Source organism: Paraburkholderia ribeironis (genome assembly GCF_900019265.1).
Taxonomy (GTDB): domain Bacteria; phylum Pseudomonadota; class Gammaproteobacteria; order Burkholderiales; family Burkholderiaceae; genus Paraburkholderia; species Paraburkholderia ribeironis.
This window is the reverse complement of sequence record NZ_CYGX02000028.1, coordinates 1-22,844: the sequence shown is the minus strand read 5'-3', so window position 1 is coordinate 22,844 and position 22,844 is coordinate 1. Positions and strand designations below refer to the sequence as shown.

Annotated in this window: 19 protein-coding genes and 1 pseudogene; 12 read left to right on the top strand and 8 right to left on the bottom strand. The window is 65.0% G+C overall.

Annotated features, from left to right (window positions below; translation table 11 throughout):
* The first annotated feature begins 15 nt into the window (after positions 1-15).
* Positions 16-759: a peptide-methionine (S)-S-oxide reductase MsrA gene (gene msrA, locus BN2475_RS14155; RefSeq protein WP_094780148.1), complete on the top strand. Its 744-nt coding sequence runs from the start codon at positions 16-18 to the stop codon at positions 757-759.
* A 475-nt stretch (positions 760-1,234) separates the two neighbouring features.
* Positions 1,235-2,131: a MipA/OmpV family protein gene (locus BN2475_RS14150; RefSeq protein ID WP_094780147.1), complete on the top strand. Its 897-nt coding sequence runs from the start codon at positions 1,235-1,237 to the stop codon at positions 2,129-2,131.
* 95 nt (positions 2,132-2,226) lie between these two features.
* Here BN2475_RS14150 and BN2475_RS35500 read toward each other — a convergent pair.
* Together BN2475_RS35500 and treF are read right to left on the bottom strand one after the other, a co-directional pair.
* Positions 2,227-2,322 (bottom strand): annotated as a pseudogene (locus BN2475_RS35500) (NAD(P)-dependent oxidoreductase); the annotation flags it as partial.
* An 85-nt stretch (positions 2,323-2,407) separates the two neighbouring features.
* Positions 2,408-4,219: an alpha,alpha-trehalase TreF gene (gene treF / locus BN2475_RS14140; protein ID WP_094780146.1), complete on the bottom strand. Its 1,812-nt coding sequence runs from the start codon at positions 4,217-4,219 to the stop codon at positions 2,408-2,410.
* Positions 4,220-4,413: 194 nt separating this feature from the next.
* Between treF and BN2475_RS14135 the strand changes: the two genes are divergently transcribed.
* The gene (locus tag BN2475_RS14135) at positions 4,414-5,223 is read left to right on the top strand and encodes a helix-turn-helix transcriptional regulator (protein ID WP_094780225.1); all 810 of its coding nucleotides are present in this window, start codon (positions 4,414-4,416) and stop codon (positions 5,221-5,223) included.
* A 71-nt stretch (positions 5,224-5,294) separates the two neighbouring features.
* On the opposite strand, the gene BN2475_RS14130 is transcribed toward BN2475_RS14135, so the two are convergent.
* Complete coding sequence (locus tag BN2475_RS14130) at positions 5,295-6,236, bottom strand: LysR family transcriptional regulator (protein WP_094780145.1); 942 nt, start codon at positions 6,234-6,236, stop codon at positions 5,295-5,297.
* A gap of 284 nt (positions 6,237-6,520) precedes the next feature.
* Here BN2475_RS14130 and BN2475_RS14125 point away from each other — a divergent pair, with 284 nt between their 5' ends.
* From BN2475_RS14125 to BN2475_RS14115, 3 genes are all read left to right on the top strand, one after another.
* Positions 6,521-7,720: an amino acid aminotransferase gene (locus tag BN2475_RS14125; RefSeq protein WP_094780144.1), complete on the top strand. Its 1,200-nt coding sequence runs from the start codon at positions 6,521-6,523 to the stop codon at positions 7,718-7,720.
* 44 nt (positions 7,721-7,764) lie between these two features.
* The gene (locus tag BN2475_RS14120) at positions 7,765-8,556 is read left to right on the top strand and encodes a class II aldolase/adducin family protein (RefSeq protein WP_094780143.1); all 792 of its coding nucleotides are present in this window, start codon (positions 7,765-7,767) and stop codon (positions 8,554-8,556) included.
* Positions 8,557-8,666: 110 nt separating this feature from the next.
* Complete coding sequence (locus BN2475_RS14115; protein ID WP_094780142.1) at positions 8,667-9,650, top strand: 2-dehydropantoate 2-reductase; 984 nt, start codon at positions 8,667-8,669, stop codon at positions 9,648-9,650.
* A gap of 87 nt (positions 9,651-9,737) precedes the next feature.
* Here the strand turns inward: BN2475_RS14115 and BN2475_RS14110 are convergent, their stop codons facing one another.
* The 4 genes from BN2475_RS14110 to BN2475_RS14095 form a co-directional block, all read right to left on the bottom strand.
* Entirely contained in the window at positions 9,738-9,929 is a 192-nt protein-coding gene (locus tag BN2475_RS14110) for a hypothetical protein (protein WP_094780141.1), read from the bottom strand.
* Between the two features lie 21 nt (positions 9,930-9,950).
* The gene (locus BN2475_RS14105) at positions 9,951-11,699 is read right to left on the bottom strand and encodes an FAD-dependent oxidoreductase (protein WP_094780140.1); all 1,749 of its coding nucleotides are present in this window, start codon (positions 11,697-11,699) and stop codon (positions 9,951-9,953) included.
* 263 nt (positions 11,700-11,962) lie between these two features.
* Positions 11,963-13,933 carry an AI-2E family transporter gene (locus BN2475_RS14100; RefSeq protein WP_094780139.1) on the bottom strand — a complete coding sequence of 657 codons (1,971 nt, stop codon included), beginning with the start codon at positions 13,931-13,933 and terminating at the stop codon, positions 11,963-11,965.
* A gap of 106 nt (positions 13,934-14,039) precedes the next feature.
* Positions 14,040-15,332, bottom strand: a complete 1,293-nt coding sequence (locus tag BN2475_RS14095; protein WP_094780138.1) for a DUF445 domain-containing protein — start codon at positions 15,330-15,332, stop codon at positions 14,040-14,042.
* A 224-nt stretch (positions 15,333-15,556) separates the two neighbouring features.
* Here BN2475_RS14095 and BN2475_RS14090 point away from each other — a divergent pair, with 224 nt between their 5' ends.
* The 6 genes from BN2475_RS14090 (at position 15,557) to BN2475_RS34255 (ending at position 21,290) form a co-directional block, all read left to right on the top strand.
* Entirely contained in the window at positions 15,557-16,699 is a 1,143-nt protein-coding gene (locus BN2475_RS14090; RefSeq protein ID WP_094780224.1) for a metallophosphoesterase family protein, read from the top strand.
* Positions 16,696-19,320, top strand: a complete 2,625-nt coding sequence (locus BN2475_RS14085) for an AAA family ATPase (RefSeq protein ID WP_094780137.1) — start codon at positions 16,696-16,698, stop codon at positions 19,318-19,320. The genes BN2475_RS14090 and BN2475_RS14085 overlap by 4 nt, the downstream gene beginning before the upstream one ends.
* Before the next feature lie 238 nt (positions 19,321-19,558).
* Positions 19,559-19,795 (top strand): type II toxin-antitoxin system Phd/YefM family antitoxin, encoded by a 237-nt coding sequence (locus BN2475_RS14080; protein WP_094780136.1) that lies wholly within the window; start codon positions 19,559-19,561, stop codon positions 19,793-19,795.
* Positions 19,795-20,172: a type II toxin-antitoxin system VapC family toxin gene (locus BN2475_RS14075; protein ID WP_094780135.1), complete on the top strand. Its 378-nt coding sequence runs from the start codon at positions 19,795-19,797 to the stop codon at positions 20,170-20,172. The genes BN2475_RS14080 and BN2475_RS14075 overlap by 1 nt, the downstream gene beginning before the upstream one ends.
* Before the next feature lie 9 nt (positions 20,173-20,181).
* Complete coding sequence (locus BN2475_RS14070) at positions 20,182-20,493, top strand: hypothetical protein (RefSeq protein ID WP_094780134.1); 312 nt, start codon at positions 20,182-20,184, stop codon at positions 20,491-20,493.
* Positions 20,494-20,981: 488 nt separating this feature from the next.
* Complete coding sequence (locus tag BN2475_RS34255; RefSeq protein ID WP_159444553.1) at positions 20,982-21,290, top strand: abortive infection family protein; 309 nt, start codon at positions 20,982-20,984, stop codon at positions 21,288-21,290.
* A gap of 475 nt (positions 21,291-21,765) precedes the next feature.
* Here the strand turns inward: BN2475_RS34255 and cobJ are convergent.
* Positions 21,766-22,844, bottom strand: a 1,079-nt coding sequence (cobJ, locus tag BN2475_RS14050) for a precorrin-3B C(17)-methyltransferase (protein WP_143325784.1), incomplete at its 5' end; no start/stop codon positions are given.

The window sequence follows — 22,844 nt, the reverse complement described above, 5'->3', positions numbered from 1 at the left end:
ATCAGGACAGACATCATGAACATCACGAAACGTAGTGACGGCAAGCCCGCCCGCTCGCGTGCGGCGGGTGTTTCGATCGCGCTCGGCCTCGGCGCGCTGGCGCTGCTGCTCGCGCAACGCATGACGTTTGCGTCGGAGGCGGCGGTGGTGATTGCGCCCCCTGCGCTCGACGAGCCGGTCTCCGCGAGCACCGCGCACGAGGAAACCGCGGTGTTCGCGGGCGGCTGCTTCTGGGGCGTGCAGGGCGTGTTCCAGCACGTGCGCGGCGTGACTCGCGCAGTGTCCGGCTATTCCGGCGGGCAGCGCGACACCGCCGAGTACGAGATCGTCAGCGGTGGTGAAACGGGCCACGCGGAATCTGTGCAGGTCACGTTCGATCCGAGCAAGGTGACGTACGGCCAACTGCTGCAGGTGTACTTCTCCGTGATCCACGACCCCACCGAGTTGAACCGCCAGGGGCCGGACAGCGGCACGCAATACCGCTCGGCGCTGTTTCCGCTGAATGACACGCAGCGCCGCGTCGCGCAAGGCTATATCGCACAACTCGACAAGGCGCATGCGTTCCCCGCGCCGATCGTCACGAAGACCGAGCCGTTCAAAGGCTTTTATCCCGCCGAGGCCTATCACCAGAATTACCTGACGCTGCATCCGAACTCCGCGTATATCGCGTTCAACGATATGCCGAAGGTCGCCAATCTGAAGCGTCTGTTCCCCAATCTGTATCGCGACAAACCGGTGCTGGTCGAAGCGGCGCATTGACGCCGCCGACTGCCGACTGCCGCTGCCGTTCATCGCGGTCTTTCCGGCGTCGCCCCGCGCGACGCCGGGTGCTTGTTCTTCTTCAGCGCGGCATGCGCCCATGCGGCCACTGAGTGCGACCGTCCAGCTGTCTGTCACCGATCCGTCATGTTCTGCTGGGCGCGGCCCGCTCTCCATTGAATTGGCCCATATGACCTGGCGCATATTTTGCGGCGGTGCGCTGGTCGTCCCCGTCTTTCATATGCGTCTGTTCATATGGAAGCCCGCGTGCCAGGCTTCCTGCTTCATGTGGCCACCAGCGTGAGCGGTGCAGTCTTGCCGTGCAGCCTGGGTCGTTCCCTGAAAGAATTACATGCCGAAAGTTACATGCCGAAAGTAAGCGCGCGGCGGGCGACCATCGGTTGTTCGTTTTCATGCGCGGCGAACTCGGGCGAGAACCCGACCCTTTCGCGAACCGCGAGATTGGAGGCTTCTGGTGTTAAACAGCCGTAGAAAGCGCAGCGGCAAGCCGCGCAACAAACAGACCGGCAGCGCGGCAACGTCTGTGCTCGCCGTGACCGTTGGCGGCATCGCCTGCCTGCCGGGCGCGGCGTTGGCCCAAACGCCGTCGCCATTGGGTGAATGGCAGTACTCGGCCGGTATTGCGCTGCAGAAGCTGTGGCAGCCCGTCATTCCCGACTGGCAGGTGCGCGTCGGCATCGCGACGTCATTCCAGCCGCGCTTCGAGGGCTCGGACCGATATCACGTGGTCGCCGGCCCGAGCGTCGACGTGCGCTACAAGGACCTGCTTTTCATGTCGAGCGGCGAAGGCTTCGGCGTCAACTTCGCGCAAGGATCGAACTGGCGCGTGAGTCTCGCCGCGGTCTACGATCTGGGGCGCCGGGCGAAGGACGACCCTCAGGAACTCAACGGCCTCGGCAACATCAACGCGGCGGCGGGCCTCAAACTTGCCGGCGAATACGTGATTTCGAAAGACTTCCCACTGGTGCTGCGCGCCGATATCCGGCGCTATTTCGGCGGCTCGAATGGCTGGATCGGCGACCTCGGCGCCTACATGCCGATGCCCGGCAGCTCGGAGAAGTTTGTCTGGTTCGCCGGTCCGAACGTGACGCTCGCGGACTCCACGTATATGAATAGCTGGTTCGGTGTCAATCAGGAGCAGGCGGCGCACTCGCAGTATCCGCAGTACCACGCGAGCGCGGGCTTCAAGTCGGTAGGCTTCGGCATCAGCGCGATATGGCTGTTCAACAAGCACTGGTTCGCGACGGCGGACGGCGCGTTCGAGCAACTGGTCGGCAGTGCGGGCAACAGTCCGATCACGCGTAGCAGGGCGACTGGCGTGGCCGATGTTTCGATCAACTACCGCTTCTGATACCGGTGCTAATACCGCTTCTGATCGACGGCAACGCCGAAGATTGCGCGCGGAGTCGACGACATTCCCAGATTCGACGCGGGACTCGCGGCAAGGCTGCCGCGTGCGACGTTGATCAGATACGCGCCATGCGCGAGCTTCGCGAAGCTGCGCGCGTTCAGCACGTCGTGGGTATCGGCCGTATGCGGCAAAGCGGACCGCTCGTTGCGTCGGCGCAAAGCTGGCCAGTGCGAGCCGGCCAGCTTCCTGTGTGGGCGGACACCGCAGCGGGGACGCTCAACGACTGACCCGCGTGTCGTGCAGGCGATGCGTATTCTTCGGCGCCACGGCAGCGGACGCGGCGGCTGACGAGACACCGGCCGGCCCTTCGGGAATATCGCTTGGCCGCGACGCCTGCACTGTTTGCGGATACAGCGCGAGCAGGGCGCGCAGCACGCCGTTGGTCCAGCCGAAGCCGTCCTGCAACGGATATTCGCCGCCGCTCGCGGACACGCCCGGCGTGAGCGCATCGACATCATATTTCTCGACCAGCTTGCCGGTGTGCTGGTAATACGCGACGTTGGTTCTGATCCAGCGCGTCGCGATGGTCTGCGCGAGCGCCGGCTCGCTATAGCGTCGCAAGCCGATCACCGCCAGGTATTGCAGCGGCGCCCAGCCATTCGGCGCGTCCCATTGCTGGCCGCTATTGACCTGCGTGGTGGCGAGCCCGCCCGGGCGCAGCAACTCGCGCTGCACGGTCGCGGCGACCGTCCTGGCCTGCTGCCGGCTGGCTACGCCCGTATACAACGGATACAGCGTCGCGGCCGTGAGCCTGTGCGTGAGCGTGCGATGCACGAAGTCGTAGTCGCCGAATGCCTGCTGTTGCGGGTCCCACAACACCCGGCGAATCGCGTCGGCGCGCGTCGCGGCACGCTGCTCCATGTTCTCCGCATGCGTGACGTCGCCGCGCAGCCGATAGGCTTTCGCGAGCGTGTGTTCGAGGTCGACCAGCAGGCAGTTCAGATCGACCGGCACGAGCGAGGTCACGTCGACGCTGGCGAGGGTCTTACCGTCGGCGAACCAGCGCGAGCTGAAGTCCCAGCCGGTCTCGCCGCCCGCGCGCAGATTGCGCCATAGCTCCTCGGGGTCGCGCTGCGGCGTCTGCTGCGCGGTGAGCACGTCTTCGCGATAGGACTCGTCGCGCGGCGCCGCGCGTTCGTCCCAATAGCGGTTGAACAGCGTGCCGTCCGCGAGACGCACCACGTGCCGGCTTGCATGGCCGGCCGGCAGGCCTTCGCTGCCGTCCATCCAGTACGCGTATTCGTGCTGCAGCTCGGGCAGATACTGCGCATAGACGCCGTCGCCGTCCTTGTCCGCGACGAGCCGCACCATCTGCGCGAAGAACGGCGGTTGCGAGCGGCTCAGATAGTAGGTGCGATTGCCGTTCGGGATATGGCCGTAACGGTCGATCAGCGTGGCGAAGTTCTTCAGCTCATCGACCACCAGCGCATGCTGGCCGCTCTGTTCGAGCCCGAGCATGATGAAGTATGAGTCCCAGTAATAGACCTCGTCGAAGCGGTCGCCCGGCACGATGTACGCGTACGGCAACGGCAGCAGCGACGACCACGGGCTCGCCGTCGCATCCGGTTCGCGGCGCAGCACGTTCCAGAGCGTGTCGATATGGCCGACCACATCCTGGTTCGGATCGGACACGTAGGTCTTCGCGACGCGCGCAGGCAGCGTGAAGTTGTGCTTCACGAAGTCGGCGAGACTGAAGTTGGGCTGTTGCTTCACGGTGTCGTAGGCCGCGGCGATCTGCCCGGGCTGCGCAAGCGGCACCATGTCCGCGAAAGTTTTGCTGTCGGGGAAAAGATGCGCGAGTTGCACGTCGCGATAGAGCGCCGCGTACTGCTCGGTCGGCGGCACCGGCACGACGGGCGACGCTTGCGTGGGCGGCTCCACATGCACGGCGACCGTGGCGATGCCGGCGGCGGGCGGTGCTTCCGAGGGCTGGGCCGACGCGGCCAGCGACGCATGCCACAGGAGCGTGGCGGCCAGCACCGTACGTAGCGAAGCGCGGGAGAGGTCGATGAGGTCTTGAGAGGGCATCGGCTACCGTATCAGAGTGGCAAGGCGTGAGCGAGCGAAGACGAAAGGAGACGAGATGACCTGCTTCGCACAATTGACCCACGCACCTCATGCAAAGTTGCGCATGTCGCGCAAAGTTGTCACGGCGGGCGGCGCAGTCGCGCTGTGCTACGCTTGCGGCAATCGAATCCACGCCGCGCGGCCCGAATCCCATCATGCGTTCCTGGCGCATCGCTCCACCGCACCGAAGCGGGCAGATCAGCACCTCGCGTGCCACTGACCTCGTCATGTCGATCTCGCAGCCCGACGAGGACGCGCTCGCCGCCAGCATTCTGAAAATCGTCGGCGATACGCTGCCGGTCTCGCAGTGCACGATCTTCGCGTACGAGTTCGATGCGCGGCCGCGCACCGTGTCGGCCGCCGATCATCGCGGCGGCCGGTTCCTGCGCGATGTCGCCGATCGTTACGCGACGCACTTCTATGCGCTCGACGGCAACCGCGCGATCGTCGGCCGCGCGCCGGACGCGCGGGCTCGCGATGCCCTGGTGCTGCATCAGCAGCACAGCGAAGAGATCGAAAACGAAGCCTACCGTGCGGCCTGTTATGCGCAGCCCAATGTTTCAGACCGGCTGTCGCTGCTGTTGCAACCAATGCAAGACGTGTGGCTGTCGATCAATCTGTACCGCGACCGCGCGTATGGCGCGTTCACGCCGGGCGAGCTGGAGCATGTCGAGAGCGTCGCGCATCTGTTCGCGCACGCGGCGAAAAGTCATTACGCGCTTAATGGCCAGCATCAGAAGGGGGTGCCGGCCGCGATGCTGGCGCGCGTCAGGCGCGCGTGCCCGACTCTCACGCCGCGTGAGCTCGACGTGCTGCGCGGTACGCTCGAAGGCGCGAGCGCCGTCGAGATCGCCGCGCAGATGGGCGTCAAGCCCGCGAGCGTGGTCACGTATCAGAAGCGCGCGTATGCGCGGCTCGGCATCTCCAGCCAGCGGCAGTTGTTCGCGTTGTGCATGCAGCCGTAGGGTCTGTTTACATANNTATGTAAACAGACCCTGGCGTTTCCAGGTGGCCAGGTGGCGCTCATTTGCACGCGCTATGCACGCTTTGCCCGTGCCTCGGCCTGGGTCTCGCGGTCCCAGCGTTTGAGCCACGGCGTGACGAACTCCGCGAAACCGTCCGCGGGCGGCGAGAGCGCGCGTTCGGTCGAGCGATACACGCAGACCTCGCGGATCGTTTCGGGGTCGACGATGCGTTTCATCACCAGCCCGAAGGTGCGCGCGAGCGGCGCGACGTAGGCCGGCGCGAGCGTGACGGCGAGTCCCTGCGACGCGAGGCCGAACGCCGTGGTGACGTTGTCCACCACGTCCACCGGAATGATGCGGGCTTCGACCGGCAGATTGGCGAGCATCTGCCCGACCGCGCGCTCGTGATCGCGGCCGGTTGCGACGATCGGCACGTCGCGCAAATGCTGCCACTGCACACGGCGCCGCGTGCTCAACGGATGGCTCGGCGCGCACCACATCACCCACGGGCTCGCGAACGCCGGCTCGCAACGCACGCGTGTGCCGCTTTGCCGGTCCGGACCGATCGCGATGTCGACGTCGCCGCTCTCGACGCGCTCCACCAGTTGCTCGACCACCGTGTCGCAAATGCGCACCACCACCTTCGGCTTGTCGCGTGCGTAGTCGGCGATGGCCGCGGGCAGGGCGGTGGCCGCCAGCACCAGCGGCGCGCCGACCCGCACGATGCCGGCGGCGCGGTTGCGGATGTCGTCGGCGGATTGCGCGGCGGCGCGCACATGGCGCAGCACCGATTCTGCCGACGACAGAAAATCCTGGCCCGCGCTCGACAGATTCACACGCCGCGTGGTCCGGTCGAACAGGCGAAAGCCGAGTTCCGTTTCCAGTTCGGCCAGCAACTGGCTGACCGCTGATGACGTGAGCCCGAGCCGCTCCGCCGCCGCGCCGATGCTATGCAGATCGACGATGGCGAGAAACGCTTCGAACTGGCGGATGGTGACGCGTGTGAGTGGCATCAGGCGATTCTAAAGAAAAACTTACGAATCGTGAATAATCCATTGATTGTGCGCAACGGGTGCATACCCGACACTCGGCCGATCGACGCATACGGGCAAACGCGATTAGACTTTCAATGCTGACTTCCGACTGGCGCGGTCGTGCGCGATCTGGCCTCGCGCGAGCGTATGACCTGGCCAGACCGAGGCCACCACCTAGCCACCACCTAGCCACCACATAGCCATCACGTAGCCACCACGCGGCCACGATGAGACCACCACGAGGCCGCATTCAAGGACTTGCCATGTTCGACCGCGTTCCCGCCTACCCAGGCGACCCGATTCTGAGCCTGAACGAAGACTTCCAACTGGACCCGCGCCCTGACAAGGTCAACCTCAGCATCGGCATCTATTTCGACGATGCCGGCACGCTGCCGGTGATGGACGCCGTGCGCCGCGCCGAGACCGCATTGCTCGAATCGATCGGCCCGCGCCCCTATCTGCCGATGGCCGGTCTGCCGCAGTACCGCGAGCTGGCGCAGGCGCTGGTGTTCGGCGCGCACAGCGACGCGCGCACCGCGGGCCGCATCGCTACGCTGCAAACCCTTGGCGGCTCGGGCGCACTGAAGGTCGGCGCGGATTTCCTGAAGCGCTATTTTCCGGCCTCGCAAATCTGGATCAGCGACCCGAGCTGGGAGAACCATCGCGTGGTGTTCGAAGGCGCGGGACTGACCGTCAACACTTACCCGTACTACGACGAGCAAACCGGCGGCCTGCGCTTCGCTGACATGCTCGAAACGATTGACCGCCTGCCCGAACGCGGCGTCGTGCTGCTGCACGCATGCTGCCATAATCCGACCGGCGTCGATCTGAGCCCGGCGCAGTGGGCTGAACTGGTGCCGGTATTGCAGCGCCGCAAGCTGATCGCGTTCGTCGACATGGCTTACCAGGGTTTCGGCGCAGGCCTCGAAGAAGATGCCGCGTGCGTGCGCGTGCTGGCCGACGCAGGTGTGCCGTTGATCGTCGCGAATTCGTTCTCGAAGAATTTCTCGCTGTATGGCGAGCGTTGCGGCGCATTGAGCGTGGTGTGCAAAGACGCACCGGAGGCGGCTCGCGTGCTGGGGCAACTGATGTCGGCGGTGCGCGCGAACTATAGCAATCCGCCCACGCACGGCGCGCGTCTGGTCGCCAACGTGCTGGCCGACGCGTCGTTGCGCGCGTCGTGGGAAGCCGAACTCGCCACCATGCGCGAGCGGATTCTCGCGATGCGCGGGACGATCCACGCAGGACTCGCGGGCCGCGTCGATGAAGTGATGCGCGCTCGTTATGTCGCGCAACGCGGCATGTTCACCTATACGGGCCTGAGCGAAAGCCAGGTCGAACGCTTGCGCAGCGAATACGCGGTGTATGTGCTGCGTTCGGGCCGCATGTGCGTCGCGGGCCTCAACGGACGCAACGCGGACTATGTGGCGTCGTCGATCGCGGCGGTGGTGGTGCGCCCATAACGGCGGCAGGCCGCGCCGGCAACAGAACGATCATGGAGACGCTGATGACGACGATTGAAACGCAACCGGCAAACCCGCCGAAAACCCACGCCATGCATCCGGACGAATGGCATGCACGCGTGCAACTGGCCGCCTGCTATCGCATCTTCGACATGCTCGGCTGGACCGAGATGATCTATAACCACATCACGTTGCGGGTGCCCGCGAGTGTGAGCGGCGCCGAGCGGCACTTCCTGATCAATCCGTTCGGGCTGCACTATAGCGAAGTGACGGCGAGCAACCTGGTGAAGATCGACGGGCACGGACGCGTGCTCGATCACTCGCCGTATCCGGTCAACCCAGCAGGGTTCGTCGTGCATGCGGCGATTCATGATGGTTTGCCCGACGCGCACTGCGTGATGCACACGCACACCACGGCCGGCGTCGCGGTGGCCTGTCTGGAAGACGGCTTGCAGCAAACCAACTTCTATAGCGCGCAGTTGCACGATCGCATTGCGTATCACGACTTCGAAGGCATCACGGTGCACGCCGAAGAAGGTCCGCGCCTGCTCGAACATATCGGCGATCGCCAGGCGGTGATCTTGCGTAATCACGGCCTGCTTGCGTGGGGCCGCACGTTGCCGCAAACTTTCGCGATCCTGTGGACGCTCAATCGCGCCTGCGAGATCCAGATGGCGACATTTGCGATGGGACGAGCGCGGCCGGTGCCCGAAGACGTGGCGATCCGCTGCTCGCGCGACGCGCTGCAGTTCGATCCGCGTCACGGCGCCGGGCAGGATGTGTTCGACGCGCTGGTGCGGCGGGTGGATCGCATCGACGCGAGCTACCGGGATTGAAGCGGCAATAGCGTTGCAACGAAGCGGGCACTAAAGCACGAACCAAGGCACGAACCAAGGCACGAACCAAGGCTCGAACCAACGTACGAACAAGCGCAAGGATCGAACAGATGAAAGTGGTGATCTACGGCGCCGGCGCGATCGGTGGCTGGATGGGCGTGAAGCTGGCGCAGGCCGGCCACGATGTGAGTGTGGTGGCGCGCGGCGCGACGCTCGATGCATTGCGGCAGCACGGCTTGCGTCTGATCGAAGGCGGCCTCACGCAGAGCGTGCAAGTCAACGCGAGCGATCAACCGGCTGAGCTCGGTGCGCAGGATCTCGTCGTGATCGCCGTCAAGGGGCCGGCAATGGCATCGGTGGCTGCGCAGGTCGCCCCGCTGATGAGCCGGCAAACAATCGTGCTGACCGCGATGAACGGCGTGCCGTGGTGGTTCTGCGACGGACTCGGCGGTGCTTTCGCCGGTCAGCGGCTGAAGTCGATCGATCCCGACGGCGCGATCGCCGCCGCGATTCCAGGCGCGCAGGCGGTCGGCTGCGTGGTGCACGCGAGCTGCCTCGTCGAAGCGCCGGGGGTCATCCGGCATCACCAGGGCAATGGGCTGATCGTCGGCGAGGCGTCGGGGCAGCCGAGCGAGCGCGTCGCGGCGCTGACCGCCACGCTCGCCGCGGCCGGCTTCAATGCGACGATGTCGACGCAGATTCAGCGCGACGTCTGGTACAAGCTGTGGGGCAACATGACAATGAACCCGGTCAGCGCGATCACCGGCGCGACGACCGACCGGATTCTTAGCGACGAACTGGTGCGCGGCTTTGTCACGAGCATCATGCTCGAGGCCAGGGAGATCGGCGCGCGCTTCGGCATTCCGATCGACCAGGCGCCCGAGGATCGTCACGAGGTCACGCTCAAGCTGGGCGCGATGAAGACGTCGATGCTGCAGGACGTGCAGGCGGGCAAGGCGGTCGAACTCGACGCGCTGGTGGGCGCGGTGCGCGAACTGGGGCAATTGACCCGTGTGCCGACGCCGTACACGGACGCGTTGTTCGGTCTCGCGCGGCTGCATGCGAGTACGTTGGGTCTGTATTCGCGTCGATAATGAGCGCTTGAGCTTGAAGAACCGGCCCGAAGAACCGGCTTGAAGAACCAACCGCCGCGCGTCGATTGCGCGGCGGTTTTTTTCGCCCTATGCAACCAGCGCGGACGAGTCCGGCAGCCTGGCCGATTCGATCAGCAGCAACGCGCGCTGCGGGTCGTCGAGTTCGGCGAGGCATAGCAGCGCGAGGCGTGCCAGGTAGAGCGGCGCCTGTGCTTCGCCTGCGGACGTGAGGGTCGTGCAGAGCGTCGTGTAGACGAGATCGAGTTCGCTGTCGGTCATGATGATGGAGTTCCTCGTGCGTTAAATCACCAGCGTCGCGCTCAACGCGCGCTGCACGGCCGCCGCGCTGCCGTTGCGCCAGCGCGCGAGCACATGGCCGTCGGGGCGGATCAGGTAGACGGTGCCGGGCCGCGCATCGAGCATCTCGTGCAGCCGGCCGGTTGGATCGGTCGCACACGAGCGGTCAGCGCAGGGCGCGTCGCGCGTGTGCAGCGTGACCGTTTTGAACGGAATGCGTTGCGCGGCCAGCGTGTCTTGCAGTTCTTGCCACGCGCGATCCTGCGCCGCGTCCGCGCCGAAGCGCAGCGCGGTGAAGCACGGTTCGAGCAGATCCGTCAGATGGATATCGACGCTCGCGCCGTCTTCCGTGCGCCGGCTCAGCGGGCATTCCGGCAGCACCGCGCCGGGAGCCGGGCCCCGGCTGAACGCGTGCGCTTCGTGTGCCGCGTTTGCTGCATCTGACTTGGCCGATGCCTCGGCAGCGGCCTCGTTGAGCGGCGAGTGCACATACGCAATCGCATGCGTCTGGCGCGGATTGATCAACGGCCGCACGGCCGCGTGCCGCTGCGCGAGACCGAGCACGGCCGTGCGCATCAGATCGAACGCGAACGTGGGCGGCGCCATGAACTCGGTGCTCTTCATTCCATAGCTGAGATTCTCGCGTGCCGCGAACACGCGCTCGTCGCTGTAGCTGTCGAGCAGCCGTGGCGACGCGATGCCGTTGATCACGCAGCCGAGCTTCCAGCCGAGATTGTCGGCGTCGTCGATTCCGGAGTTCGCGCCGCGCACGCCGAAGATCGGCACCAGATGCGCGGCGTCGCCCGCGAACAGCACCGAGCCGTGGCGATAGCGTTCGAGCGTCAGTGCGTTGGCCTTGTAGATCGTGATCCAGATCGGCGACCACGGGCCCGCTTCGCCCATCGAGTCGAGCACGCTCTGCACGCGTGGCATCACGTTCTCGGGCAGGACCGCGGCGTCCGGATCTTCGTCATCGCGCAGTTGATAGTCGATGCGCCACACGTTGTCCGGCTGCTTGTGCACGAGCACGGTCGAGCCCGGATTGGACGGCGGATCGAAATAGGCGAGCCGCTCGGTGGGGCGCGCGCTGTCCAGCTCGATATCGACGATCACGTAGCGGCCTTCATAGGTGGTGCCGGTCAGCTTGAGGCCGAGCGCGTCGCGAATCGTGCTGCGCCCGCCATCGCAGGCGACAACCCAATCCGCGCGCATCTGCCACGGCGTGTCGCCGGTGCGCAGTGCGAGCGTGGCGCCGCCTTCCGGCAACTGTTCGATACCGGTCACGCGGGTCTGCCAGCAAACCTCGATCAGATCCGCGCGCCGTTCGATCTCATCGAGCAACAACTGTTCGATCTGGTATTGCGCGATGTTGATCATCGGCGGCAGCGACTGGTCGTCGTCCTGGTGCATCGTGAAGCGGAACACTTCGGTGTCGCGATAGAAGCTGCGGCCACCGGTCCATGGCAGGCCCTCTCGCAAGAAGCCGTCGACGACGCCGAGCCGCTTGAAGATCTCCAGACTGCGCCGCGAAATGCAGATCGCGCGGCTGCCGGTGCACACGCTGTCGTCGGCTTCGATCAGCACCGAGCGCACACCCTGGCGCGCCAGCGCGAGCGCGAGCGTCATGCCGACCGGGCCGCCGCCGACGATCGCGACGGGTTTCGTGATGGGGTCGCGGCCGTCGACGAGCGGCGGCACCTTGCCCGCATAGTGGCGGGGCGAAAATGGATAGGGTTTGAATGGGCGGCTCATGCGTGTCTCCTGATTCTTCGATGCCGGGGATTGCCCGCCGCGTTTCTGACTTCTGGCTCTACGGCGGCGGTGCAAATCGATGATGAAGTATGCGGGAGCGCACGCGCGGGGCTGTCCTCATTTTGGGTACAAGCGGATGCTGGATCGGGATGCACGGGTACCGCGACCGGCACAGCGAAAAAACCGCGCGGCACTTACGTGCGTCGCGGTCCGGTTCCGCGGTCTCGTTCTATTGGTTGCCTGCCGCCAGGCAACGGCCCGTCTCAAGCCGCGCCGCCCACCTGCGAAGGCTGGCGCAGGTGCTGCACGCTCTGCGCCGCGAGGCACTCCTCGAGCATCGCGCGGAACGTTGGCGACGCGTGACCGGCGCCGGTCGCGCCGGATTGCGCGCCATCTTCCGGCGCGCCGCCGACACCCAGCACCAGCGTCGCGTGCGGCCGCCATTCGCGCGTGCGCCGCAGCATATTGCGCAGATAGGGCGGCGATTCCGGCGCGTCGAGCGAAACGATGCAGATTACCGGCGCGTCCCTGAAGCTCGGTTCGTCAGCTCGCGCGCTGCGATAACCCGAGTGCGTGGCCATCAGCGGCGTGAGGCCCTGGCGGCCGAGCAATTGCACGGCGATCGAAGTGGTGACTTCGTCGAACGCGCCGCGTCCCGGCACGCACAGCACCGGCAGCCGGTCGGCGCCATGCGCTCCGCGCGGACGCCCTGCGACGGGATCGTCCGGGTGCTCCGACCGATCCGCCGACGCCAGCAATCCGCCAGCGGGGTCGACCGGCTCCGCACGCGACTGACGGTCCGACAGACCGTCCAACTGCTGGTCCGGCAGACCATCCGCGATTTCGAGGTTTTCGACGATATCGACCAGCGCCTCGTTGATGCGCTGCAACTGGTCGGGCATCAGCACGCCGCGCATCGCATCGTTGCGGGCGAGCTTGAGACCTTCCAGCGCGACGTTGTCGTAGTAGTCGATCAGCGACATTTCGCGCAGCAGCCGCTCGGCCTGCACGATCGCCTCATGCGGATCGTCCGCCAGCAGCCGCTGGTAGAAGTTCTGCGCGGGCGTGAGCGCGGGCTGGTCGCCGAGCAGCACCGTCAGGAAGTTCAGCCGGTCCGCGTAGCGTCCGAGCGTGACGACGCACAGCGTGAGCGGCGTCGACAGCACGAGGCCAATCGGCCCCCACAGCCAGCTCCAGAAGATCGCCGCGACCACCACCGCCAGCGGCGACAGCCCCGAGCGATGCCCGTACAGCAGCGGCTCGGCGATCTGCCCGGCCACCACGTCGACGACGATGAAAAGAATCAGCGTATAGACCGCCATCGTCCATTGCGGCTGGATCGCGGCGGCAAGGATGAACGCGAGAATCGCGGCGATCCAGATGCCGATGTACGGCACGAAGCGCAGCAACGCGGCAATCACGCCGAACAGCAGCGCGCCCGGCACGCCGATAATCGCGAGCCCGATCGCGATGACGCCGCCCGCGCTGAGGTTCACCGCCAGTTGCGCGACGAAGTAGCGGCTCAGACGCACCGCGGCGTCGTTGATCGCGGTGGTGGTGCGGTGCAGGTCGCGCGAGCCGAACAGACTGATCAAACGGTCGCGCAAATCCTCGCGCTGCAGAAGAATGAAGATCGTCACCACGAGCACGATGAAGGTCGTCTCGATCGGCGCGATCGCCGGCGACAACGCGCGTTGCGCAAGCTGCATCGGCGTGGGCGACGGCTCGTGCACTTCGACCGGCTGCGGCACTGCCGGCGCGTTGCGCGCGGCGCGGCCCGTCGGGCGCGGCGGGCTAGGCCTGGATGGCGCGACGCGTTGCAGCGTCGCGGCGGCACGGCTCATCAGCGAATCGGCGCGACCGACGGTTTTTTCCTGAACCGTTTCGATCTTCTGTTCGATCGCCACCTGGTACTGCGGCAGATCGCCGGCCAGTTGCACCAGTTGCGCGCCGATCAGCGTGCCGACCGCAAGCAGCGACGCGAGCGCGAACAGCACGGCAATGAAGATCGACGGCAATTGGCCCATATGCAGGCGCCGCAGCATTTGCACGAGCGGTGCAAGCAGGAAGCTCAGCAGCACCGACAGCGTGATCGGGATCAGCACCTCGCGGCCGAAGTAGAGCCCGCACACGACCACCACGCCGGCGATCACCGACGCGAGACCATGCAGACTCGGCGCGCCCGGAGGATAAACGCGGTTCGGCCGCCCATGCGGCGGTAGCGATATTTTCATGTACACACTTTCCGATGGAAGAGCGCTGCGGCACACGTCATGGTGTGGTCCTCGCAGAACGCCCGAGCAAGACATATGCCCGAATTGTAGGCGTTTTGGCTGAGCGCTAGCCGAATGCGTGGCCAAGATGGAGCCGCAGCAGCTCGAACAGTTGCGAGCTCGCATACAGTAGCAGCCCAATAAAGCCGCCGACGATGGTCCCGTTGATGCGGATGTATTGCAGGTCCTTACCGATGTTCAATTCGATCTGCCGCGACAGATCACGCGAGTCCCAGTTCTTCACGGTATCGCTGATATGGCGTGTGAGGAATTGCGCGAAGTCCGGCGCCATCGCACGCGCCGCCTCTTCGAGGTGATCGTTCAGCGATTGACGCAGCGCCGGATCGTGCGCGAGTTCGTGGCCGACCCATTGGCCCATCGCGACCACGCGCGCATGCAGCGCCGAATCGCTGCTGTGCAGATCGCGTTTGAGCCACGCGCGCAATTCGCCCCACATATCCTTCACATACGCGCCGAACGCATCGCCGTCGAGCAGATAGCGCTTGAGCTCCTCGCCCTGTTGCAGGAACAGCGGATCGCTCTTGAGTTTGACGATCAGCTTCTGCACGGTTTCGTCGAACTTGTGGCGCAGCTGATGGGCGGGGTTCTCGCTGATCTGTTCGAGCATCCGGTTCACTGCCTTGGCGATCGCTTCGGCGCCTTTCTCGCCCAGCCACACCGATGGCAGGATCTTCTCCATCGTCGGATATTCGCTCTTCACCCAGTCGACGATGCGCTCGGCGATGAACTCGCGCGCCCGCGGTTCGCGCAGCAGCGCCACCACCTGGCGAATGCCGGCGTCGAGCAGCTCCTGGTGGCGGCCGTCGCGCGTGAGCGTGTCGAGAATCGCGCCGAGCGATTGCGATAGATCGACTTTGGCGAGCACGTTGCGCAACGCGTCCTTGATGAAGACCTGGATGCGCACGTCGTCGGTCAAATCGAGAATCCCGCCGGTGAGCCTGACGACGTAGTCGGCGAGGCGCATGGTGTTGGCCGGCTGGGTCAGCCAGCCGGTAATGCTGCGCGCCGGATCGTGCTTGTGGATCAGGCCGACCAGCGACGGCACGTCGAGAAACTTGTCCTGCACGAAGACCGCGAGGTTGTCCGCGATCTTGTGCTTGTTCTTCGGAATGATCGCGGTGTGCGCGGAGACGATCGGGATCGGCACACGACGAAACAGCGCGGCCACCGCGAACCAGTCAGCGAGCGCGCCGACCATCGCGGCCTCGGCGATCGCCTTGATGCCGTCCACCCAGATGCCGCGCGGCATGAAAGCCGTCACGACGAAAATGCAGGCGGCCGCGAGCAGCAACCATAACGGTGTGCGCTTGGCCTTCTTCAGTTCGATTGTCTTGTTCATCGGCGGTGGGGCAGCGGTCCCATTCGATTGAAACGATGCGGTGCGCTCGACGCGCGTCCAGCAACCGCGAGTGTAGCGCGCGACTCGCGCAATGCGCCGGGCGTCCTGAGAACCTTGGGACACCTGGGGCACGCGTTACCGCGCCGGCGCGGTAACATCTGCGGTTAGACTGCGAAGCCGCGCGTGGCGCGCGGCAGACTGCAATGGAACGCAATGGAGGCACAGTGATCAGATTTCTGCACACCGCAGACTGGCAGATCGGTACGCAATTCGGCCAGTTCGAAGCGGACGAGGCCGCGCATCTCGCACAAGCGCGCTTTGACACCGTGCGTCGCATCGCCAACGAAGCCACCGCGCGCAACGTCGACGCGGTACTCGTCGCGGGCGACGTGTTCGATCTGCAGACCGTATCGGACACGGTGATCCGGCGTCTGTTCGGCGCGCTAGAGGGCTTCGCCGGGCCGTGGATCATGCTGCCTGGCAATCACGACGCCGCGCTCGTCGAGAGCGTGTGGACCCGTGCGCAGCGGCTCAATTGCATCGCGCCGAACGTGCGGCTCGTGCTCGAACCCGGCGTCGTGCTGCTCGACGCGTGCCGTGCCGCCTTGCTGTGCGCGCCGCTCACGCAACGCATCACTTACGACGACACCAGCGGCTTCTTCGATACCACTGACACGCCGCCGGGCTATCACCGCATCGGGCTCGCGCACGGCAGCGTCAGCGGGATTCTGCAGGAGGGCATCGACTCGTCGAATCCGATCGCGGCGACGCGTGCCGCGAGCGCGCGTCTGGACTATCTCGCGCTCGGCGACTGGCACGGCCATCTACGCGTCGACGAACGCACGTGGTATGCGGGCACGCATGAGCAGGACCGCTTCCGCGCCAACGATCCGGGCTTCGTGCTCGACGTGACGCTAAGCGAGCCGGGGGCGTCACCGAACGTCGAAGCGGTGCGGGTCGGTCAATACCGATGGCAGCGCTGGGACGAGACGATCTCGGTGCCGACCGACGTGGATGCGCTCAACGCGCGGCTTGCCGCGTTGCGCAGCGACGACGTACTGCGGCTCGCGGTCGGCGGCACCGCCGCGCTGGCCGATGCCGAAGCGCTGCGCGTCGCGGTCGAGGAAGCCCGCGCACGCGTGCGGGCGCTGCGCGTCGATCTGAGCGGCCTGCAGGTGCTGCCCACCGCCGACGACCTCGCCGAACTCGGCGCGCAAAGCGGCTATCTCGCGAAGGTGGTGGCGCGGCTGCGCGGGCTGCAGGAGGACCCGCAGGCCGAGCCGCAGCAGGTCATGCGCGCGGCCGAGGCGCTGTTGCTGCTGGCGCGTTTTCAACGTGAACTGCCGCGCGAAGCGAGGTCCGCATGAAGCTGCAAAGTATCGCGATCCAGGAGTTCAAGCAGTTCACCGGACGGCTCGTCATCGACGATCTGCAGCCCGGTCTCAATCTCTTCACCGGCCCGAACGAAGTTGGCAAGAGCACCATCGCCGAGGCCGTGCGCGCGGTGTTTCTCGAACGCTACAAGGCATCGCATCTGAAAGACCTGCTGCCTTGGGGCAAGGCGAGCGGGCAACCGTCGGTCGAGGTGAGCTTCGAGCTGGACGGCGCCGCATGCAAGCTGTCGAAGCAGTTCGTCACGCGTCAGCGCTGCGAGCTGAAGATCGGCCAGGCCGTTTTCAGCGAGGACGAAGCCGAAGACCGGCTCGCGGCGCTGCTCGGTTTTTCGCGTGCCGCGCGTGGTCCATTGAAGGCCGAGAACGCGGGCGTGCCCGGTCTGCTGTGGGTGCAGCAGGGCGGCACGCACGAGGTGCGCGATTCGACCGGGCATGCCGCGCAGTATCTGCGCGATGCGCTGTCGCAATTGTCGGGCGGCAGCGAATCGGCCGGCGAGGATGCCTTGATCGCCGCCGTGCAGCGCGAGCTGCGGCAATTGCTGACGGCGCGCACGCAGAAGTCCACCGGGCCGCTCGCCGAAGCGGAACTGGCGCTGGCCGCGCTGAGCGCGGAGCGTGACGAGCTGGAGCAACAGCGTCGGCAGTTCGAAGAGAACATCGCGCGCCTTGCATCCCAGCAGGAAACGTTCGACGACGCCGAGCGCAAGCGGGCGTGGGAGCTTCACGAGCAGAAGGCCGTGCTCGCGCAGCAGCGCGCCGATGCCGCCGCCGAACTCGAACGCAGTCTGCAGGGGCTGGCTCAGTCGCTGCAGGTGAGCGAAGCGGAACTGGCGCTGTCGCTGCAACAGGAGCAGGGCGCGGCCGATCTGGAAGCGGCCATCGCGCGTGAGCGCCAGCAACTCGATGCGGCGCGCGCCAACGTGGCGGCCGCCCAGACCGAGCATGCGCAAGCGGCGAGCAGCGTCGCGCAATTCGAGCAGGCGTCGGCCGATGCCGATCGGGCGCTCGAACTGGCGAACGCTGCCGTGACCGCGGCCGATCTGCGCAACCAGATCGGCCTTTATCGCACCGAGAGCGAGCGGCTCGAAGCCTCGATCGCGGCCGCGGGCAAAGCCGGCGACGCCGTGCTGGAGGCTGCACGCGACGCAGCAGCAGTCGAGATCGACGAGGCGAAACTTAGGCGCCTCGTCGCGCTCGACGGCGAGCTGACCGTGCTGCGCGCGAGAACCGACGCGGCCATGACGCGCATCGAATACCGGCTGAACGGCGCGCTGACCATCGGCGATGCGCGGATCACGGGCGAGGGCGTGCTGCGCGTCGACGACGAGAAGCTGATCGGTCTCGGCGAGCTCGGCGAACTGCGGGTGATTCCGGGCGTCTCCGATCTGTCCGCGCGGTTGTCCGAACTCGCAGCGCTGGAAGCCGCGCACGCGCAGTTGCTGCAGGCGCTGGGCGTGGCGTCGGTGGATGACGCTCAGGCCCGGCACGAGCGCTGGAAGACGTTGATCGCACAGCAGAAAAGCCAGGCGAAGATTCTCGACGTGCACGCGCCGCAAGGCATCGATGCATTGCGCGCCGCGCTGGCTTCAGCCGCCGCGCGCCTGCAGGCAGCGAACGAGCGGCTCGCGGGCTTGCCCGATGTGTCCGCCGCGGCGCCGCTCGATGAAGCGCGCCGCAATGCGGAGATCGCACGCGATGCGTTGGGCTCCGCGAGAAACGTGCTGGCGCAGGCGGCCGAGAAAAGATCGACCGGCATCGCGACGGCTGAATCGCTCGCCGCGCAGTTGCAGCGCAAGGAAGCGCAGTTGAACGATGCAACCTACTGCCGCAACCGCGCGCAGTGGCAGACGAAAATCGTCGAGCAGCGCGTGCAGGTCGACGCGTTGCGCAAGCAGCGCGAGGGACGCGCACGCGAGCTGGAAGCGGCGCGCCTCGACGATCCGGCGGCCGAGGCGAAGCGCTATCGCGCGTCGGCGGAACTTGCGCGCAACGAGCAGCACGAGCGGCAAGTGCGGATCGCGCAATTGCGCAGCCAATTGGAGACGGTCGGCGCTTCCGGGCTCGGCGAACGTCTGGCGGCGCTCGACGCGAAGATCGAGCAGGCCACGCGCCGCAAGGACGAACTGAGCTTGCGGGCGAGCGCGTTGAGCCTGCTCGACGAGGTGCTGGTCGACGAGCGCGACGCGGCGGTGGCGCAATTGCGCGCGCCGTTGACCGAGCGGCTCGGGCATTATCTGAAGCGGATTTTCCCGCAGTCGACCATCGCGCTCGGCGACGATCTGAGTCCCGCGACGCTGGATCGCCATGGCCGCGCGGATACGCTCGACGCGTTGAGCTTCGGCACGCGCGAGCAGCTCGGCATCCTGACGCGGCTCGCGTATGCGGACCTGCTGAAGGCGTCGGGCCGGCCGACCTTGCTGATGCTCGACGACGCCGCGGTGCATACCGATGCCACGCGGCGCGACGCGATCAAGCGCGCGCTGCTCGACGCGGCGACGCGGCATCAGATTCTGGTGTTCACGTGCCATCCGGAGTTGTGGGACGACCTCGGGGTGAGGCAGCGTGCGATCGAGGATCTGAAGGTGGCGGCTTAGTGGTCGCTTGGTTGTGGATTAGTTACGGCTTAGTTACGGCCTAAGTCGGTTGGCTGTTCCATTGCTCCCCGGACCCGAAATTCAATTCATCGATCGTGCTGCGCGAGGCTGCGCCCTTTTTCGACAACAATTTTGATACCTGAGACTCAAGCAGGCGCTGTGACACGCCGATAGATCGAAAAGCGTTGACCGCCCGACCAACATGGACTAACATGGGCTTAGTCCACTAGGAGCAGCTATGCAAACGGTCAATATTCATGAGGCGAAGACTCAATTTTCGCGCTTGGTCGACGCCGCCGCTAACGGCGAGGAGATCGTGATCGCCAAAGCTGGCAAACCGGCAGCGCGTTTGGTGCCAATGGAGCGCGTCAAGGTAACGCGTCGCTTTGGCGGTTTGAAAGGAAAGATTCGCATTGCAGACGATTTTGATGCGCCGCTGCCTGATCACGTCATCGCAGCATTCGAGGGCCGTTAATGCGCCTGCTTCTTGATACACACGTATTTCTTTGGTCGGTCACGGATGACCGGAAACTGACCAAGGCGGCACGCAAACTGATATTGGATGCTGACGACGTTTTCGTTAGCAGCGCGAGCATTTGGGAAGCGTCGATCAAGGCCGGTCTCGGCAAGCTGGATGTGGATGTGAACCTACTGGTGTCGGAGATTGCAGCGAGCGGTTTTTTGGAATTGCCCGTACTGGCAGTTCACGCAGCAATGGTTCGCGATCTGCCGGACATTCACCGCGATCCGTTCGACCGGCTTCTCGTGGCTCAGGCTCTGTCGGAACCATTGCGTCTGGTCACTTCAGACGGCCATTTGTCGAACTACACCGATCTAGTTATTACAGTGTAGGAAAACGCTATGCATGATCTGTTGGTTGCGGTGATCGCGGTTGCGCTTTGTTGGGGTGCTGAACGTGTCACCCGCTGGTGGCTGCGCCGAAATGAAGAAGGCCGCATCGCCGATGCGCAGCGTGTGCTTGAAAAGCACGGCACGGGAGCCTTTTTCTACATGCCAGGCTTTGATGCTGAAGACGGCGAGTTGCGCGGCGCACTCGACGCTATGGAATACACCGGCAAGATCGTGCTCGACCGCAAGGGAAATGTCATCGGACGGGTCATGCCAAAGGTCGCCAACGGGCCGCATCTGCGACTCGTTGTCGACAACACGTAACGGGACGGAAGAAGTCTTCGCGATTCGGGTCAACCAGGAAAACGGGAAAGGAACATGGCGAATTTCAGCGTCTGGCATTGGACTATTCTTATCCTTTTGCCAATCATCTATCTGGTTCCTGCTGCACGCATTCTGCGTAAGGCTGGGTTTTCCGCATGGCTCTGCTTGTTGCTACTAGTACCCCCTGTCAATCTGGTCATGTATTGGGTCTTTGCTTTCATTCGCTGGCCAGTTGAGCGCGCTGTGGACGGAACGAAGACATAGCCATCGAAAAATACTCTCATCGCTGAATGCAATATGACGACGGCGCATAACCGTACATTCGATTTGTCGCGGTAGATCTCGCCACGAACGACCTACCTTCGACGGTCCAGTCACCCGTTCTGGCGATATCGTCGTCAACAGTAGAACGAGCGCTTCAAGATGCGGAGCAGCTTCTGTCATCGGGCCAAGGTGCTTCGAGCGCGATAGATCGAGCGCATACTGCGTTGCATGGGTATCTGATCGCAGTCGCGAAGTCCGCCAACATCGAGGTCGAACCGAACGAGAAAATCACAGCAATTTTCAAGCGCGTTCGCGAGGGGCACCCTAAATTGAACTACATCGGGCCGCGGGCGACTGAAATTGGGTTGGTGCTCAAGGCTGGGGCAACCATCATCGATTCAATCAATACCGTGCGCAACAACGCGAGCGTCGCGCATCCGAACGAGGAAGTCGTGCCGGAAGCTGAGGCGATGTTCCTCATAAACATGATTCGTTCGATGTTGCACTACATCGAGATGAAGCTGAAAAGTTGACGGAAAACGGGAGCGAAGCGGCCATGTACGAAAGAATTATGTTCACGCTGCACTTCGCTGGTTTTCGCAGGGTGCTTGGCGCCATTGTTGCGCTGGGCGCGCAGCTCCAGTGGTAACACGTAAAGCGAACACGGAAAAGCATGGGATTCTTTCGACTCAAGACGCCGGCGGACATGCTAGAAAAGGCGAAACGTGAGCGAAGTAGAATGGTTGCGGACGTGCACATTGACCATGTCTACAATTTTTCCGTCACGGCTGCACATGCACAGTTCGTCGTCTATGAGCTCTTTAGCCATGGCTTCCTGTCGGACAAAACAAGACAAGACAGGAAGTTAACACCGAGCAGAAAAAGTTAACAGACCCTACGGGTAATTTCGCAACAGCTTCTTAGTTGCGCCTCAGTTGCGCCTCAGTTGCGCCTCAGTTGCGGCTTGGTGGCGCACGTTCGGGCCGAGCGGGGCAGGCGCACCCCGGTTCACTCATACCAGCGCGGCGTGTAGACCCACTCGGCGCCATCGCCGCCACCGCCGAATTTCCGTGTGGCCGACGACCCGACGATCACCATCGTGCGCATATCCACGTCGGACGAACGCAGTTCGCCGAGCGTCAGCGTGCGCAGCGTGCCGCCGGGCCGGCCGATATCGCGGCCGAGTACCACATGGGTGGTGGGCGCGCGAAAGTCCCGCACGATGTCCAGCGCTTTGTCCAGTTGCCACGGGCGCGCACGCGAAATCGGGTTGTAGAACGCCATCACCAGATCGGCTTCGGCCGCATGCCGCAGACGCTTTTCGATGATCGACCACGGCTTCAGGTTGTCGGACAGCGATAGCATGCAGAAGTCGTGGCCGAGCGGTGCGCCGGCTTGCGCCGCGGTCGCGAGCGCCGCCGACACGCCCGGCACGATCGACAGTTCGACCGCGGCCCACGCGCTGTCGTGCGACGCTTCGAGCGCTTCGAGCACGGCGGTGGCCATCGCGAACACACCCGGATCGCCGGACGACACCATCACCACCGAGCGTCCTTCGCTCGCCAGTTCGAACGCGTGCCGCGCACGCTGCATTTCCTCGCGATTGTCGGTGCCGTGCACGCGTTGGTCGGCGCGCAACGGGCCGGCCATTTTCACGTAGGTGTCGTAGCCGAGAATATCGGTGGCCTCGTTCAGCGCGGTGCGCGCGGCGGGCACCATCAGATCGGCGCGGCCCGGGCCGAGGCCGATCACGGTGAGACGACCGCGTGCGCGGCCGATCGTGTCGGGATCGATGGCGAGCGGGGCTAGCGCGAGCGCAATGCCTGTCTGCGGATCGTCGTGCAGCGCTTCGTATGGGATGCGCAGTGCGGCATGCAACAGGTTGCCGGGAGGCGTGCCATCTTCCGCGCGGGTTTGCGCGAAGCGCAACGGCACGTCGAGCCTGGCAGCGGCATCGGCAAGCGCCGGATCGGCACTGCATTCGGGCGACGCCACCAACGCCGCGAGCGACAATGGCGCGAGTCCGTGCGCCACGAGCGCTTCACGCACGCGTGCGGCGATCTGCGCGCCTGCACCTGCACCTGCAC

Coding starts and splice junctions, on each gene's coding strand:
- msrA (WP_094780148.1), top strand. CDS start 16: ATGAACATCACGAAACGTAGTGACGGCAAGCCCGCCCGCTCGCGTGCG.
- treF (WP_094780146.1), bottom strand. CDS start 4,219: ATGCCCTCTCAAGACCTCATCGACCTCTCCCGCGCTTCGCTACGTACG.
- BN2475_RS14135 (WP_094780225.1), top strand. CDS start 4,414: ATGCGTTCCTGGCGCATCGCTCCACCGCACCGAAGCGGGCAGATCAGC.
- BN2475_RS14130 (WP_094780145.1), bottom strand. CDS start 6,236: ATGCCACTCACACGCGTCACCATCCGCCAGTTCGAAGCGTTTCTCGCC.
- BN2475_RS14125 (WP_094780144.1), top strand. CDS start 6,521: ATGTTCGACCGCGTTCCCGCCTACCCAGGCGACCCGATTCTGAGCCTG.
- BN2475_RS14120 (WP_094780143.1), top strand. CDS start 7,765: ATGACGACGATTGAAACGCAACCGGCAAACCCGCCGAAAACCCACGCC.
- BN2475_RS14115 (WP_094780142.1), top strand. CDS start 8,667: ATGAAAGTGGTGATCTACGGCGCCGGCGCGATCGGTGGCTGGATGGGC.
- BN2475_RS14110 (WP_094780141.1), bottom strand. CDS start 9,929: ATGACCGACAGCGAACTCGATCTCGTCTACACGACGCTCTGCACGACC.
- BN2475_RS14105 (WP_094780140.1), bottom strand. CDS start 11,699: ATGAGCCGCCCATTCAAACCCTATCCATTTTCGCCCCGCCACTATGCG.
- BN2475_RS14100 (WP_094780139.1), bottom strand. CDS start 13,933: ATGAAAATATCGCTACCGCCGCATGGGCGGCCGAACCGCGTTTATCCT.
- BN2475_RS14095 (WP_094780138.1), bottom strand. CDS start 15,332: ATGAACAAGACAATCGAACTGAAGAAGGCCAAGCGCACACCGTTATGG.
- BN2475_RS14085 (WP_094780137.1), top strand. CDS start 16,696: ATGAAGCTGCAAAGTATCGCGATCCAGGAGTTCAAGCAGTTCACCGGA.
- BN2475_RS14080 (WP_094780136.1), top strand. CDS start 19,559: ATGCAAACGGTCAATATTCATGAGGCGAAGACTCAATTTTCGCGCTTG.
- BN2475_RS14075 (WP_094780135.1), top strand. CDS start 19,795: ATGCGCCTGCTTCTTGATACACACGTATTTCTTTGGTCGGTCACGGAT.
- BN2475_RS14070 (WP_094780134.1), top strand. CDS start 20,182: ATGCATGATCTGTTGGTTGCGGTGATCGCGGTTGCGCTTTGTTGGGGT.